The 15,914-nt window shown below is 43.0% G+C and carries 9 protein-coding genes and 2 pseudogenes; 6 read left to right on the forward strand and 5 right to left on the reverse strand.

Features of this window, described 5'->3' with window-relative positions; genetic code table 11:
• Positions 1–57 precede the first annotated feature (57 nt).
• Positions 58–368 (reverse strand): annotated as a pseudogene (locus tag EWV84_RS23155) (hypothetical protein); the annotation flags it as partial.
• Positions 369–702: 334 nt separating this feature from the next.
• On the opposite strand from EWV84_RS23155, the gene EWV84_RS17250 reads away from it, so the two are divergent.
• Entirely contained in the window at positions 703–1,488 is a 786-nt protein-coding gene (locus tag EWV84_RS17250; protein ID WP_286826820.1) for an SWIM zinc finger family protein, read from the forward strand.
• Positions 1,489–1,608: 120 nt separating this feature from the next.
• On the opposite strand, the gene topA is transcribed toward EWV84_RS17250, so the two are convergent.
• A complete protein-coding gene (gene topA, locus EWV84_RS17255) occupies positions 1,609–4,245 on the reverse strand; it encodes a type I DNA topoisomerase (protein WP_287078997.1) in 2,637 nt (878 codons plus the stop codon).
• A gap of 891 nt (positions 4,246–5,136) precedes the next feature.
• Between topA and EWV84_RS17260 the strand changes: the two genes are divergently transcribed.
• On the forward strand, positions 5,137–5,751 hold the full coding sequence (locus tag EWV84_RS17260; RefSeq protein WP_286826395.1) for a DUF938 domain-containing protein: 615 nt from the start codon (positions 5,137–5,139) through the stop codon (positions 5,749–5,751).
• An 865-nt stretch (positions 5,752–6,616) separates the two neighbouring features.
• Here the strand turns inward: EWV84_RS17260 and EWV84_RS17265 are convergent.
• Entirely contained in the window at positions 6,617–7,672 is a 1,056-nt protein-coding gene (locus EWV84_RS17265) for a Fe(3+) ABC transporter substrate-binding protein (RefSeq protein WP_287078999.1), read from the reverse strand.
• A 244-nt stretch (positions 7,673–7,916) separates the two neighbouring features.
• On the opposite strand from EWV84_RS17265, the gene EWV84_RS17270 reads away from it, so the two are divergent.
• Positions 7,917–10,538 carry an O-linked N-acetylglucosamine transferase, SPINDLY family protein gene (locus EWV84_RS17270; protein ID WP_287079000.1) on the forward strand — a complete coding sequence of 874 codons (2,622 nt, stop codon included), beginning with the start codon at positions 7,917–7,919 and terminating at the stop codon, positions 10,536–10,538.
• A 112-nt stretch (positions 10,539–10,650) separates the two neighbouring features.
• On the opposite strand, the pseudogene EWV84_RS17275 reads toward EWV84_RS17270, so the two are convergent.
• Positions 10,651–11,131 (reverse strand): annotated as a pseudogene (locus tag EWV84_RS17275) (transposase family protein); the annotation flags it as partial.
• Between the two features lie 140 nt (positions 11,132–11,271).
• Between EWV84_RS17275 and EWV84_RS17280 the strand changes: the two are divergent.
• The 3 genes from EWV84_RS17280 (at position 11,272) to EWV84_RS17290 (ending at position 14,361) form a co-directional block, all read left to right on the forward strand.
• Positions 11,272–12,078, forward strand: a complete 807-nt coding sequence (locus EWV84_RS17280) for a creatininase family protein (RefSeq protein ID WP_286826387.1) — start codon at positions 11,272–11,274, stop codon at positions 12,076–12,078.
• Positions 12,079–12,414: 336 nt separating this feature from the next.
• Positions 12,415–12,864, forward strand: coding sequence for a nucleoside-diphosphate kinase (ndk, locus tag EWV84_RS17285; RefSeq protein ID WP_002780036.1), 450 nt, complete (start codon positions 12,415–12,417; stop codon positions 12,862–12,864).
• A 123-nt stretch (positions 12,865–12,987) separates the two neighbouring features.
• Positions 12,988–14,361 (forward strand): HD domain-containing phosphohydrolase, encoded by a 1,374-nt coding sequence (locus EWV84_RS17290; RefSeq protein WP_287079001.1) that lies wholly within the window; start codon positions 12,988–12,990, stop codon positions 14,359–14,361.
• 1 nt (position 14,362) lies between these two features.
• Here the strand turns inward: EWV84_RS17290 and hpnH are convergent, their stop codons facing one another.
• Positions 14,363–15,379, reverse strand: a complete 1,017-nt coding sequence (gene hpnH / locus EWV84_RS17295) for an adenosyl-hopene transferase HpnH (RefSeq protein ID WP_286826385.1) — start codon at positions 15,377–15,379, stop codon at positions 14,363–14,365.
• Positions 15,380–15,914: the final 535 nt, after the last annotated feature.

Genomic DNA, 15,914 nt, shown 5'->3' on the forward strand with positions numbered 1-15,914 from the left:
AGCTTCTTCAATAAATACTTTTAGGCGTAGCCAATTCGACATCTATAATACGCCAATTCAAGTCTGAATTGCATCACTGTCTGAGCTATCAGAGCATATCTCATTCGGGCTAGGATAGTCAAGAGATTTTCGAGGACGATTGTTAAGCTTTTCGTAATTTAAATTGCTTGTTGAGATGAGGGAATTATGCAAGAGGCAAGACTCCCCCCAACTTTCCGACTTCCGAGGGGGGAGATTCGGCTAATCTAAGAATAAGGGATTTAAATCCGTCTTAGCTTAGTCCATTAGTCGGCTCGTTTAATCCCCTCTCCCAAGAATGATAAGGAGTCGCACTCATAAAAATATACTCCTAGTTTCTCACTCAACTCTCAACTCTCAACTCCGTTCCCGCTGCCTGCTCTCCGATACTTTCTAAACAGGATTTAGTATTAATTCTCGCTCTGGTCTTGCTTTGATCACATCCGGGCAAGACGGCTATTTGCTGTTGAGATAAATTTACCTCTTGGCCAAGTTGGTAGAGCAAGTTTCTTTGTTCTATGTTAAGATGTTGAGGGCTTCGTTTTTGGGTCTGATTTGTTGTTGTTAAAGATCAGAATATACCTGATGAGCCTTTCTCTGTCAACTCTTAAGGCTGATGTGTTTCCTTTTTGAATTGGCGTTTTTGTTGGTAACGAAGCTGATAAGCTGTAGGGTAAATAAAAAATGACAGAACAAGCTTGGTGGGTACAAAAATGGCTAGAACTACTCGATTCCTATCGCTTTAAAAAACGCTTGGAACGAGCTAGACTTTACGCCAGAGAGGGCAATGTTTTAAGTATTGACTTTGAAGACTCGCAAGTTATTGCTAGAGTACAAGGCAGTGAATCCGAACCTTATCTAGTGGATTTATCCCTAGTCGCTTTTAGTGATGAAGAATGGGACTATATTATTAAGCTTCTCTCCAAAAAGGCCATTTATTCCGCTCAATTGCTCACGGGACAAATGCCCGATAATATCGAGCGTGTTTTTATCGATAGTGGGGTGAATTTATTTCCCTTTTCCCTAGCTGATATTCGCTCTCGTTGTACCTGTCCCGATCAAGCCAACCCCTGCAAACATATAGGAGCAGTATACTATCAATTGGGTGATCGTTTTATTGTCGATCCCTTCCTGCTTTTGCAACTGCGCGGCCGAACCAAAAGCCAAATTCTGGAAGCTTTACGGGAAAAACGCTCCTATTCCTCTGATAATCAACCTTTAGCAGTCAGTGAAACCCCCGCAGTAGTCGAAAAAACTGCCCCTGACAGCCCTATCGATCGCTTTTGGCAGTACGATGAAGAACTAGACCCCTCCCTCGTTGTCATCACGCCGGGGAATGAAAATCAAACCATTCTCGACATTTTAGGCAATTTTCCCCTCGCTGCCCCCGAATCGGATGCCATAGAACAATTTTTAAAACCAATTTACCGGCAAATTCCCCAAGAAGCGATGGCGATTGCTTTACAGTAGGGAATTTGGGGTATATGAGCAGCCCGCTCAAAGTGGTGCAAAAGACAAAAAAGCCAGCCAGATTTGTCCTCGCATCAGGTGAGGAATTAACCATGGAGAAAATCGCCCCACCACTAACCGCTAAACCGTCTTACTTTTGCTGGTTTTACTGCCTGGGGAAGTAGTTTTTTTAGTGGTGCTAGAAGTAGTTTTCTTGGTAGTGGTTTTCTTGGCAGTAGTTGTCTTGGCCGCTAGTGCCGCTAAAGCTTGCTCTAGAGTCAGGGTTTCAGCCGTTTCTCCCTCCGGCATCTTGGCGTTAGTTTTACCGTGCTTGATATAAACTCCGTAGGGACCTTCGTACAATCCCACCAATTCCCCATCGTCGGGATGTTTACCCAATTCTTTTAAAGCTGGTTTGGTAGAACCACGAGCGCCGCGAGTTTTTTTCGGTTCAGCTAATAAAGCCAAAGCTCGATCGAGGGTTATAGTTAAGATATCATCCCCGGCTTTCAGGGAACGATATTCTTTTTCCTTACCCTGTTCCTGAACTATATAGGGGCCAAAACGACCTAAACTGGCTTTAATTTTGCCTCCGGTGAGGGGATGGGTTCCCAGTAGTCGCGGCAGTGCCAATAAACCCACCGCTTGTGGGAGGGTGACATCCTCTGGTTTGACTCCTTTGGGTAGGGAGGCGCGTTTCGGTTTGGGGTTGTCATCGCTGACATCTCCTAACTGGACGTAGGGTCCGTAACTACCCACCAGCAGATAAATCGGCTCTCCAGTCTCGGGATGAAGACCGATTTTATCGGGACCCTCGGTTTTCTGTCGCAGCAGGGTTTCCACCTGTTCCGGGTTCAGATCCGCTGGGGTTAAATCGGCCGGGATGGAAGCGGTGAGGATTTCATCGCCTCGGGAGACTTCCAGATAGGGTCCGTATTTGCCGATCTTGATAGTTGCCTGTAAATCTTCTAAAATCACCGATTTGGCGGTGCTAGAGTTAATTTGACTCTCGCGCTCTTTGACTTGGCTTTCTAGCCCTTTTTCGCCGCGATAGAAGCGATCGAGATAGGGCAACCATTGAGCGGAACCGGTGGCGATATCGTCGAGGGTTTCCTCCATTTTCGAGGTAAATTTGGGATCTACCAGGTCGGGGAAATGATTTTCTAGCAAACTAACCACGGCAAAAGCGGTGAAGGTGGGAATCAAGGTTTTATTCCGCATTTGGGCATAACCGCGATCGATAATTGTGCCGAGAATGGTGGCGTAGGTGCTGGGTCGCCCGATTCCTTCACTTTCGAGGGTTTTTACCAGTGAGGCTTCGCTATAACGGGCGGGGGGTTGGGTATCGTGGCTAATCGCCTCTAGTTTCCGACAATTGGGGGTATCACCGACGCTGAGGGCGGGTAAGATTATTTCTTGGTCGTCGATGGCGGCTTCGGGATCGTCGGAACCTTCCACATAGGCGCGGAAAAAGCCGGGGAAGTCGATTCTTTTACCGGAGGAGCGAAATCCGGCATTTTCTACCTGAATATTAACGGCGATCTGGGTAATACGGGCATCGGCCATCTGTGAGGCGACGGTACGTTTCCAGATTAGGTCGTAGAGGGCGAATTCTAGTCCGCTCAGTCCGGTTTCCCGGGGCAGGCGAAAGCTACTACCGGCGGGCCGGATGGCTTCGTGGGCCTCCTGTGCGCCTTTGCTTTTGGTGGTGTACTGCCGGGGTTGGGGACTGAGATAATTTTTACCATACATTTGTTCTACACAATTGCGAGCGGCGGTGATGGCCTGATCGGAAAGATGCACCGAATCGGTTCGCATATAGGTGATGTAGCCCTGTTCGTAGAGATTTTGGGCGATTCGCATGGTGTCCCGGGCTGATATGCCCAGTTTCCGGTTAGCTTCCTGCTGTAGGGTGGAGGTGGTGAAGGGGGGGGAAGGTTTGCGAAGGGTGGGTTTTTCTTCTGTGTTGCTAACTCGCCAGATTTTGTCTTGGATGCGTTCTTTTAAGGCGGTGGCGGTGGCTTGATCTAAGAGGGTGACTTGGCGACCGGGTAGCAGTCTGCCGGTGTCGGCATCGAAATCGCTCCCATTTGCCACTTTTTGACCGTTTAAGGTCACTAATTTCGAGTCGAATTGATTTTTGTCCTTTTCGAGGGTGGCTTTTAGGTCCCAATAATTGGCGGTTTTAAAGGCTCGTCTTTCCCGTTCCCGTTGCACTAGCAGACGCACGGCTACCGATTGCACCCGGCCGGCGGATAACCCTTTGGAGATTTTTTTCCAGAGTAGGGGGGAGAGGGTATAACCGTAGAGGCGATCGAGTATGCGGCGGGTTTCTTGGGCGTGAACTAAATTTTCGTCGATGGAGCGACAATTTTTTAGGGCGGCTTGGATTGCCTCTTTGGTGATTTCGTGAAATACCATCCTTTTGGTGGGAACTTTCGGGTTGAGTACCTGCAAGAGATGCCAACTGATGCTTTCGCCTTCCCGATCTTCGTCGGTGGCGAGGATCAATTCGCTGGCTCCTTTGAGGGCTTCTTTTAATTCTTTGACGACTTTACTTTTAGTTTTGGGGACGACGTAGAGGGGATCGAAATCGTTCTCCACATCCACGCCTAAATTGGCCCAGGATTTGTCTTTGTGGGCGGGGGGAATTTCTTCGGCGGAGGCGGGCAGATCGCGGATGTGGCCCATGGAGGCTTGGACTCGATAGCCGCTAGGCAGATAATTACTGATCGTCCGAGCTTTGGTGGGGGATTCGACAATAACCAGGGTTGACATAGGAATTGATCACGAGGGCATCGCCACAGCGACTGTTTTAGTTAGACTGACAATCGTTGTTTGATGATGGGCAAAAGTTACTATTTATCTTGACCGGCTTGATTTGGGTCAAAAGCCACTTACTACGATAATAGAGATTAAAGCTGGTCTTTTGTCACTAACTTCTTAACAAAACTTAATATTTTTCTGGAGCAGGGAGAGGTGAGAAGGGAGAAGGGAGAAGGGAGAAGGGAGAAGGGAGAAGGGAGAAAAAAGCTGACTCGGAGAATACTGACTCCTAACCCAATGTTCGCCAAAGATAAGCAAAAATTATCTATTGACTCCAAAAACTTGAGAATATTTAAATTAACATTCCGCAATATTTATAAATTCTTAAAAATTAATTGAGAAAGATTTTTATTTAACAACGATGTTACAATGGTTACAGCGATTTGATAGAATTTCATAGTGGACTATTCTGTGCTTTTTTAGGCAGCAATGGTTGAAACCCTTGCCACACCTAGAAGGTGATCCTAATTAAGACGGGTAAATTAGTCAATTTCACTGGCAACGATGATCTTTTTTTTGTGTAGTTTTATTGCAAAGAAAAAGTTTTTTTGACAAAAAGCACAAAGTATGATAATAACCGAACGTATTTCTGGCTGCCAGTAGTTATTGCAGAGTGGGAGTTGGGGAGCAGGGAGAGGGGAGAAGGGAGAAAAAAGCTGACACTGATCACTGATCTAGGTTACGCTTCATCTTTAGGAGAAACGCCGTAGTCATACTAAATCCTGTTATTAAAAACTGATTATTTATTCCCCCTTTTGCCTGTTGCATGAAAATGGGTAAAACCCTACACCCCACACCCTACACCCTGCCCCGACGAGAAACTTTTTGCCGCAAACCCTAATTATGTCTGATTTACGTCAATACGCTCCGGCAACAGAACGCAATCGTCAGCCGATTTTAGAAGTTCTCAGCCAATTTTTACCGAAGACTGGGAATATCTTAGAAATATCTAGCGGCACGGGTGAACACGCTGTTTTTTTTGCTCCTCGTCTTGCTCCTTGTCGTTGGATTCCCTCGGATTGTAACCCGCTGGCTCTAGATAGTATTCGCAGTTGGTGCGATTATTGTCCTAGTTCTAATCTCGATCGCCCCCTATTTATCGATGTTCATCAGTCAGTTTGGGCTGTAGAGACGGAAAATATCGTTATTAATGCCATTGTTAATATTAATATGATTCATATCGCTCCTTGGTCCGCTTGTTTAGCTTTAATGACGGGAGCGAGTCGCATTCTCAGTTCGGGGGGAATTCTCTATCTTTATGGTCCCTATAAACGACAGGGAAAACATACTTCTCCTAGTAACGAAAGCTTTGATTTTTCTCTCCGTTCTCAAAACTCTGCTTGGGGAGTTAGGAATTTAGAAGATGTGGTGCAAGAAGCGAGCGATCGAGGTTTACAATTGTTAGAAGTAATTCCTATGCCAGCTAATAATCTCTCGGTTTTATTTCAATTGCCTTAACATAGCAATCATCAGTGAATAGTAATCAGTCATCAGTGGCGTTGCTGAATCGAGGTATGAATGCCAAGTGTGCATCGTATCCAAAAGTTATTTTGGTTCTGGGTTTTAAAAACCACACACAAGAAGATTCATATCTTAAATCAGCTTTTAGCTATTGGGACTTAGGCGTTTTCGGTCAGCAAAAAAGGCTCAAACCATGACGGGACAAAGGGTTAACCTCGATTTATGATTTTCCTTGATATATCTGGGTTTCAGCGATTTTGGGCTTGGTCGAAGTAAATCCCAAGCGGGGATTGGAGTTGAGGCTTTTCTCGATTTTAATTCATAATTCCCACTGATAACTGATAACTGATAACTGATAACTGATAACTGATAACTGATAACTGATAACTGATAACTGATAACTGATAACTGATCACTGATCACTGATCACTGATAACTGATAACTGATAACTGATCACTGATAACTGATAACTGATCACTGATAACTGATCACTGATAACTGATCACTGATAACTGATCACTGATAACTGATCACTGATAACTGATCACTGATAACTGATCACTGATAACTGATCACTGATAACTGATCACCAGCAATTCTCATTTTGAAACGATTTTGCCTTGTTTCAGCGACCTAGAGATTCGTTAAAGAATTTTAACCCCTCTAGGTGCAAGGGTTTTAATGTCATGAAACCTTAAAATGAGAATTGCTGACTGATCACTGATAACTGATCACTGATAACTGATCACTGATAACTGATAACTGATCACTGATAACTGATCACTGATAACTGATCACTGATAACTGATCACTGATAACTGATCACTGATAACTGATAACTGATAACTGATAACTGATAACTTATTTCCAACCGGCGCGATTCATTACCTGTACTGCTTTGGCTAAATTAGGACCATAATTAGCCACGCTAACGGTATCTTCTTTACCGCGTCCGAGTTTTGCCAGGAAAGGGTCTAAAGCAACCCCTGGAACGACGGGATATTCTCGATTACCCTTAGCAAAAAAGTTCTGTGCTTCATTGCTAGAAAGATACTCTAAAAATTTAATTGCCGATTCTCGATTGGGAGCGGTTTTAATTAAACCACCACCGCTAATATTAACGTGAGTGCCGCGGCCTGCTTGGTCGGGGAAAATTACGCCTACTTGGTCATAAATTGCCCGTTTAGCGGGGTCTTTTTCTTCGGCATACCCCGCTAAGTAATAGGTGTTAGCTAGGGCTAAATCGGCAATTCCTGCGGCTACAGCTTCGATTTGTGCCTTATCATTACCCTGGGGTGGACGGGCAAAATTAGCCACTAATCCCCGACACCATTTTTCTGCGGCCGTTTCCCCTTGGATGTCGATTAACCAAGCGGTAAAAGATTGACTATAGATGTTACTGGATGACCGGGTGACGACTTTTCCTCTCCATTTGGGATTGGTTAAATCTGCATAGGAATCGATTTCTCTGGGGTTAACTCTGTCTTTGTTGTACATAATTACCCGCAAGCGTTTACTAAACCCAAACCAGTGACCTTTGGGGTGACGCAAATTAGCAGGAATTCTTTGGGTGAGAATGCGGGAATTGACGGGGGCAAAAATTCCCTGTTGGTCGGCGCGCCATAGTCTCCCCGCATCTACCGTCAGGAGTATATCGGCAGGACTATTGCTGCCTTCGCTTTTAATCCGTTCGATTAATGGGTCTGCTTCCCCTTCCACGAGGTTAATTTTTATTCCCGTTTGTCGGGTGAAGTTGTCATACAATCGTCGGTCGGTGTTGTAGTGACGGGAGGAATAGAGGTTTAATTGTTTAGTTTGGGCGGAAACTTCGTTTATTTTCCCTAATTGACCCACTGCTACCGCTAAGGTGGCTGTTCCTGCGCCTAGAAAGACTCTACGGGTTATTTTATCGTTCATTGCTAGATTCTTGGCTTGTCTTTTCCCATTATACAGCTATTGAGAATAATTCTTATCTGCACGAGAAATTATTTGTCTGGCTAGGGCGGTAGATAGTGGAAAATCAGGGTAGAATAAGGATTTTCTGCCTTAATAGAGCCAATAAATCCTCGAATCTATCGCTAGTTAAGTTCAATAAGTCCAAGATGTTACCCGAAGCTCGATCGAGGGTATTGTGGAATTAGAGCAACGAGAGTCAAAGATAATGATCAACAGTGATAACCAACAAGCGATCGAGTTAATGTTAGCATCGGGAGACTATAATCAATTATTGTTATTTTGTCAACAAGCACTCGCGGTTCATCCGCAAGTGACTGATTATTATCCCTATCTGGGATTAGCTTATCTGCTGCTAGAGCAGCAAGCAACAGCGCAAGAAATTTGGTTATTTTGGCTATTACAATCAGAGTCTAGTCAAGATTTAATTATGCTCCTCAAAAAAGAGATAATTAGAAATCTCGATTGCTGGCAGTTTGCCAAAGCTAAATTAATCTATCTCCAGTGGCTAGAATTAGAAGAAATAGAAGGGGATGAAGAAATAGAAAATTATGCCCTGACGGTGATAAACTCCTGTCTTCAAGAGGTGCAAGAGGCAATTAATCGGCAAGAATATACTTTAGCTGAGGACTTTTACTTAAGAATTTTATCTTGGCGTGAACAATTAGCTTACATCTGGCACGATTTAGGATACTTATACTATATAATTAACCGACTAACAGAATCTTTTAACTGTTTAGCACGAGCCATAGAATTAGAGGAAAATCAAGCCTTATATCATTATACCATGGCTAGGGTGCTAGAAAAACAATCACGTTTAGATATAGCTTTATCAGCTTATCAGAAAGCGATCGATCTCAATGCTAATTTTGTCGATGCTTATAATAAACTGGGTAATTTATTTTATCAATTAGGTCAGCTAGAGTCAGCCGAAAAATTCTATCAGCAGGGAATTAATAGCCAAGCGGATTTTTATCCTTTTTATATCAATTTAGGCAATGTCTATTTAGTTAAACAAGCTTGGACAGAAGCAAAAAATGCTTATAAAACTGCCCAACAACTGGCAGGAGATAGACGAGAAATTAGTCAAAATCTCTCCCTTTGGGAAATCCTGCAAGCTGACCAACAAATTGCCGATATTTACTCAGGTGATTATTTTTATCAAAGAAAACTCTATCGGTTAGCACTAAACTATTATCAAAAATTATTAGTAATTAAAATAGAAGATAGCAACTTTTATTTAAATTGCGCCCATTGCCATCTCATTCTCAAAGAAGAAAAACAAGCTTTGGAAGTGTATAAAAAAGGTATTAGCTATCATCCAAAAAATATTGATTTACATTTGCGCCTAATTTGGTTACTACAAAATAATTATCCGATCGAGGTAGCAATTCAAGCAACTAAATCAGCTTTAGAGTATCTTCCCGATCACCTATCTCTGAAATTAGAATTAATGCGGTTAATGCCGATAGTTTACCCAACTCAAGCAGATATTATGCTATATCGATCAAACTACGAGAAACGGTTAGATAATATCTTGTCCAATCTTGATTTAACCTCTACTAATCAACAACAGGATGCTTGGAAAAGTATTGGATTAAGAACTAATTTTTATCTTCAATATCAGGCTAAAAATGATTTAGAAGTACAAAAAAAATATGGGAAATTAGTTTATAAAATAGCCTCGGTTAACTTTCCTAATTGGGTGAAAAACCTAACCATGCCTACGGGAAAAATTCGCCTTGGCTATATTTCTGCTCACTTGCGTCATCACACGGTAGCGAAACTGTTTCAAGGATGGTTGCAGTGGCGAAATCGAGAACAATTTGAAATTTATTGTTATGGAATAGATATTAATAAGACCTTCGATAAGTTTACGAGAGAATATCAAGAGCAAAGTGATTATTTTTATCAGTTTGATAATTTAGTTAATATGGAAAGAATTGCCCAACATATTTTAGATAATCAGTTACATATTCTGGTTTATTTAGATATTGGTATGGATGCTCGTACTACCCAACTAGCAGGATTGCGTTTAGCTCCAGTACAATGTGTAACTTGGGGACATCCAATCACCTCAGGATTACCAACCATTGATTATTTTATCTCCAGTGAATTAATGGAACCCGCGGAGGGAGATAATCACTACAGTGAAAAATTAATTCGCTTATCTAATTTAGGTATTGCCTATCCCAAACCTTCCCTTCCTCCCCAGAGAAAAACTCGTTTAGATATGGGATTAGCCGAGGATAAAATCATCTATTTAAACTGTCAAAGTTTATTTAAATATCTGCCAGAAAATGACGAAATTTTTCCTAGAATTGCTCGACAAGTTCCCAACAGCCAATTTATTTTTATCTGCCATCGTAGCGAATTTGTGACCCATTGCTTTCAGTCGAGATTAAGTCAAGCTTTTAATAGGTATGGACTCAATTGGCAAGATTACGGGGTAATGATGCCACAGCTAGAACAAAATGATTATTTTCAGCTTAATTTATTAGCAGACATCTATTTAGATAACTTAAGTTGGTCGGGAGGAAATACCACCCTCGAAGCCATTGCCTGTCAGCTGCCAGTGGTTACCTGTCCGGGGGAATTTATGCGCGGACGACATTCCTATGCTATCTTGAAAAAATTAGGCATAACCGAGACAATTGCTACGGATAAAAATCACTATATTGAAATTGCTATCCGTTTAGGTTTAGATAATCAATGGCGACAAACAATCAAAGATTATACTAAAGTGAATATCGATACAGTATTTAACGATCGAACCTCTGTAGAAAGTCTAGAAAGATTTTATCAATCTGTAGTAGGAGAAGGTAAATAAAACTTTAGGGTTACATAGGCTTTGCGGCAAAAAGTTTGTTGGAGTGTGGGGTATGGGGAAGAAAACCAGATAAAGTTCATTTTGTCAAGGATTTAAGATACTCTTACCCTGCGTTTAATCCTCTTTCCCAAGAATGATAAGGAGTAGTAAAATAAAAATCTGCTCCTAGTTTCTTCACGAGACTCTTGATGTCCACAAAATTCTTTGACCTTGTCACAAGGGTCGGTTTTTCTTTTGTCAGGGGGAATCTCTTGGAAAAGTTTTTCGGTGACAAGGGTTGATTTCCGATGCGGTTTTGTTCTTGGCCAATCCTGCCACGCTCCGGAATCGCGCCACGCTTACTTTTACTTTTCCCCCCGCTTCGACTCTTTCTTTTTCCTCGTCTGGCCGCCTAGGTATTCTTGATGCTCTCCACAATCTCGATAGTTCTGATAGATCATTTGATAGATGGTTTCGTGACTGAGAGATTCTTGACCGGCTCTTTTCAGACGACCCGCATTGACAAAGCGACTGTTCAGTATTCCGAGAAAATCAAGCAGAACGGAAATTCCGCTCTCATAAAGATGACGACTGGCTACTGTTGCCTGTTCCCTAAAACCAGAGAATTCGTACCTCACCATTAAGATAAATGCTATATAAAGACGATTGGCAACCTTGCCAAGAATTAGTGATAAAATTACAACATAAACAGTAATTTTTCCTCTAACCATAATCCCTCACCCCCAATAAAATTATGATGCACGGTTTTATTCCCCCACATCGTTATTTTCCCTATCTTACTTGGACAGATATAGATTCAATGCCGGATAAGGAAAATGTGGTAATTATTCAACCCATCGGTGCGATCGAACAACACGGACCCCATCTACCTATTGCCGTCGATGCTGCCATTAGTTTAGGGGTTTTAGGCAAAGCTTTCGAGAAATTAGATACAAACATCGCCGCTTTCGCTTTACCCTGTCTCTACTACGGAAAATCAAACGAACATTGGTCTTTCCCGGGCACGATTACCCTCTCGGCAGCAACCTTATTAACCCTCATTCAAGAGATAGCTGAAAGTCTCTATCGTTCGGGTTTTCGCAAGTTAGTATTAATGAACTCCCACGGCGGGCAACCGCAAGTTATGGAAATTGCCGCTAGGGATATTCATCAACAATATCCCGATTTTTTAGTATTTCCTTTTTTCACTTGGCGAGTTCCCCACAATGCGGCTGCATTATTCTCGGAATATGAATTAGAATACGGTATTCATGCAGGAGATGTGGAAACTAGCATTATGTTATCATTACTGCCAGAACAGGTAAAAATTGAGCGGGCCGTCCGAGAATATCCTCAAGGTTTGCCAGAAAATAGTTTGTTAACTATGGAGGGAAAATTACCCTTTGCTTGGTTAACTAAGGAATTAACTAAAAGTGGAGTGATGGGAGATGCTACTAATGCAAGTAAAGAAAAAGGCGATCGATTATTAGAATCCGTTGCTAATGGTTTGGTAGAGGTGATCGCTGATGTTTATCAATTCCGTCAACCGAAGTTATATTAATAGAAGATTAATTAGAGGTTGCTGAATAAATCTAAAAACATTGTTCGATAAGACTTTTAGACTTTTTGTCAATCCAAAAGTGCCAGCGATGGGAGTGATTGGGGGGAAAATTCAGGGACTTTTTCCCTGAAAATTAGGTAATTGACCCCCTGAAAATCCCTAAAACCCTACACCCCACACCCTACACCCACGAAAAACTTTTTGCCGCAAACCCTAAATCGGACAGCAAGCTAACTCAGCAATTTAAGCGAAAACTCTGCCATTCTCTAGGATGCCATTCCGGGTTAATCTGGGTTTCGGACGCAATTTTTCGATGACTAAATTTTAAGAGGCAGTATGGAACGCACTTTCTTAATGATTAAACCCGACGGTGTGCAGCGCAATCTGGTGGGGGAAATTATTCAACGCTTTGAAACTAAAGGTTTTACGCTGGTTGGGTTGAAAATGATGCAGGTTTCTAGCGAATTAGCGGAAAAACACTACGCTGTTCATAAGGAAAGACCCTTTTTCCGTTCGTTAGTCGATTTTATTACCTCCTCCCCCGTGGTGGCCATGGTTTGGCAAGGAGAAGGAGTAATTGCCTCCGCTAGAAAAATTATTGGTGCCACTAATCCCCTCAATGCTGAACCGGGTACGATTCGCGGTGATTTTGGCATTAGTGTCGGACGCAATCTTATCCATGGGTCCGATGGTCCAGATACCGCCAAAGATGAAGTTAGTCTCTGGTTTAGCGATGCAGAATTAGCTAATTGGACTCCCGCAATCACTCCCTGGGTGGTAGAATAAACCCCTTTGAGGCAGTCAGGAGCCGGTCGTCAGGAGACAGGAGACAGGAGATTGCTTTTATTTATTCTCCCCTCTCCCCTCTCCCTTCTCCCCATTTCCCCAACCCCCTAATATTCGGAAATTATGACCGTAGAATCCAGCTTACAACAGTTAAAAATAGCTTCATCGGGACGATTACCCAGCAGTTACGGGGTCTATTTTAAGAATACCCTTGTGGCCCTCTGTCATGCTCTTGAAGATCATATCTTGCAAACTAGCAGCTCAGATAGTACAAATAAACCACTGGTCTTAGTCACCTTTCAACAGGGAAAATGGTATTTACAGGAAGCAGAGCGCTATTTAGATATCGCTCGCTCTTCTCGTCATATTGCGATCGCTGCCGTGGCCGATAGTGGTTTTTCTGAGCATAAAACCGGCAGTTTAGAGAATGTTTCGCTAGTCAACTTAGATAATAGCGATAGTTTGGTTAATGAGTGGAATTTAATCATTCTTTCCCCCGATTACGCCTCCATGGTACTCTGTCATGAGTTATCCCCAGAAGAATACCGGTCCGATAGTCAACCCCAAATAGACACGGAGCGAAAATTCTACGGTTTATGGACATTTGATCGCGATTTAGTCGAAAAAGCCGCTAGGATCTTAATTGAGCGTCTGCATCCCTATAATCCCAGTCTAGCGGCCGATTTAAGCAGACAACAGCAGGAAATTAGTCAAAATATTAATCCCATTCCCACGGATTTAACGGGAGTAGTCTCTCGCATTGTCACCTATCTGCAAACCAGTCAACAGCAGTTAGTCACCGTCAGCAGACAAACGCGAGAATTAAGCGACTTAGAAGGACAAGCATCCCGTTTAAATAAAAATTTGGCCGCTAATAAACTGCAAGCTTTTCTAAGAATGGCTCAAAAGGTCGATGAAAGAGATATTGATAATCCCCTTGCTTCCCTACAGGTGGCCGCTTTAGCGGAAATGTTGGGACAATTGCTCGATTTACCCACCCTGAGATTGCGACGCTTACGATTAGCCGGTTTATTATACCGCATCGGTCTAGCGGAGGCTCCGATCGAAGTTTTTAGACAGCGTGCCAGTCAGTTAGAGGGAGCAAATGCGTTATTTTGGCGGGATAGATCGGTGTTAGGCGCACAATTACTCGCCACTATGCCCGAATTAGCCCCAATTCAACAGATTATTTACCATGAGTTTGAATACTGGGATGGTAGCGGTGTTCCCAACGGCTTAAAAGGGGAAGAAATCAGCCTAGAGTCGAGAATTTTAGGATTATCAGCCTATTTTCAGGAATTAACTCAACCGCGAGGCGACCGACTAGCTCTAGATTTAGGAGAGTCCCTAGAGCGCTGTCAAAATTATAGCGGGATTCGTTTCGATCCCGCTTTGGTAGAAAAATTAAGTTCGGTAATTCGTCTGTGCGAAATGGGATGGATGCAATTACCCGATCGCCCTAGTCAAGTCCCCGCCGTCTGGTTAGAATCAGTTTAGATTAGACTCCGATGAGACTCTGCATGGCACGTCCCATATTAGCCAGTTTAAAAGCTGCCATGGCCGCGGTCGGTTCGTAGCCGCAATGTACCATACAATCGGCACATTGAGGATTGCCACTGGCCCGACCGTAGTTATCCCAATTGGTTTCTGCTAAAAGTTCCCGAAAGCTTTTGTAATGACCTTCGTTGAGCAGATAACAGGGTTTTTGCCATCCTAAAAGACTATAGCTAGGACTACCCCAAGGAGTGCATTCATAGTCTTGTTCACCGATGAGAAAATCGAGAAAGAGAGGATTATGGTTAAAATTCCACTTTTTCTGCCCTGATTTCCAGGGTGAGAGAATTTCTCGGAATAAAGCTCTAGTTTGCTCCCGTTTCAAGAAACTGTCTTGATCAGGGGCCCACTCATAACTGTAACCGGGGGAAATCATCATGCCATCGATGCCCAAAGTAGCGAGAAAATCGAAAAATTCCTGCATTTCTCGCGGTTCTGTGCCTTCAAAAACCGTGGTATTAGTAGTAACCCGAAAACCTCTCGCTTTCGCCGCTTTAATCCCTTGTACTGCCTTATCGAATACTCCCTCTCGATCCACACAGCGATCGTGATGTGCTTTTAAACCGTCCAGATGGACGCTAAAGGTAAGATAGGGTGAAGGAGTAAATTTATCCAGGCTTTTCTCCAATAACAGAGCATTGGTACAGAGATAGACGAATTTTTTTCTGTCCACTAACCCCTTGACAATTTCATCGATTTGTGGGTGTAAAAGCGGCTCGCCCCCGGGGATGGAAACCACCGGAACCCCGCATTCTTCCACCGCTGCGAAACATTCTGCCGGGGTGAGATGATTGCGGAGGATTTCCGGGGGATGTTGAATCTTACCGCAGCCAGTACAGGCTAAATTACAGCGAAATAGAGGTTCTAGCATTAAAACTAAGGGAAAACGCTTTTTCCCTGCTAGACGCTGTTTCAAGATATAGGAAGCAACCACTAAAGCTTGTTGCAGTTGGACAGCCATTTGCTCACACCAAAAGGATTTTAAGTCATTATAGACTGTTAGCAGGGCATCAGGGCATAGGAGCCTAGAAAATGGCGAGATAAATAAAAGCTGATGGCTTTTTTGGCTGTTGACTTGATTATCGGATAGATTAAACCCCTTGCCTGATTAAGTCCTATCAGTGATCAGTCTTTTTATTTATACGTTCCTGCCATATGCCTTACAGAAGCCCGTGAAGCAGTTCCTCGACGGTTTGCTCCCCGTTCCCGTTCTGAAGATCTGCGTAAATTTGTTAGATGGGCAAGAGATGGGGCTCTCCTCGACTTTGTGTGATAATTTTTGCTTATGGAATCCTGAAGTGCTTATTGGACAAGACTTTTAGGACTATTTTGCGGATATTCTATCAGTATAGACCTCGTTTCCACACAGGAAGTCGTGTAAGCTAAAACGCACTTAAACCACCTAAAATAGAAATAGTAACTTGAGAAAAATTCTACTTATGCCAGCTAAAGATTTCCTAGATTTAGAAGAAAAGAAAAACTTACAAAAAGCTCTT

It is taken from the genome of Microcystis sp. M_QC_C_20170808_M3Col, assembly GCF_007095505.1.
In the GTDB taxonomy this organism is placed as follows: Bacteria; Cyanobacteriota; Cyanobacteriia; order Cyanobacteriales; family Microcystaceae; genus Microcystis.

What these genes read in the sequence shown, in the direction of transcription:
- EWV84_RS17290 (WP_287079001.1), top strand. Translation starts at nt 12,988, where the DNA reads ATGACCGTAGAATCCAGCTTACAACAGTTAAAAATAGCTTCATCGGGA.
- EWV84_RS17265 (WP_287078999.1), bottom strand. Translation starts at nt 7,672, where the DNA reads ATGAACGATAAAATAACCCGTAGAGTCTTTCTAGGCGCAGGAACAGCC.
- ndk (WP_002780036.1), top strand. Translation starts at nt 12,415, where the DNA reads ATGGAACGCACTTTCTTAATGATTAAACCCGACGGTGTGCAGCGCAAT.
- EWV84_RS17280 (WP_286826387.1), top strand. Translation starts at nt 11,272, where the DNA reads ATGATGCACGGTTTTATTCCCCCACATCGTTATTTTCCCTATCTTACT.
- EWV84_RS17250 (WP_286826820.1), top strand. Translation starts at nt 703, where the DNA reads ATGACAGAACAAGCTTGGTGGGTACAAAAATGGCTAGAACTACTCGAT.
- EWV84_RS17270 (WP_287079000.1), top strand. Translation starts at nt 7,917, where the DNA reads ATGATCAACAGTGATAACCAACAAGCGATCGAGTTAATGTTAGCATCG.
- EWV84_RS17260 (WP_286826395.1), top strand. Translation starts at nt 5,137, where the DNA reads ATGTCTGATTTACGTCAATACGCTCCGGCAACAGAACGCAATCGTCAG.
- hpnH (WP_286826385.1), bottom strand. Translation starts at nt 15,379, where the DNA reads ATGGCTGTCCAACTGCAACAAGCTTTAGTGGTTGCTTCCTATATCTTG.
- topA (WP_287078997.1), bottom strand. Translation starts at nt 4,245, where the DNA reads ATGTCAACCCTGGTTATTGTCGAATCCCCCACCAAAGCTCGGACGATC.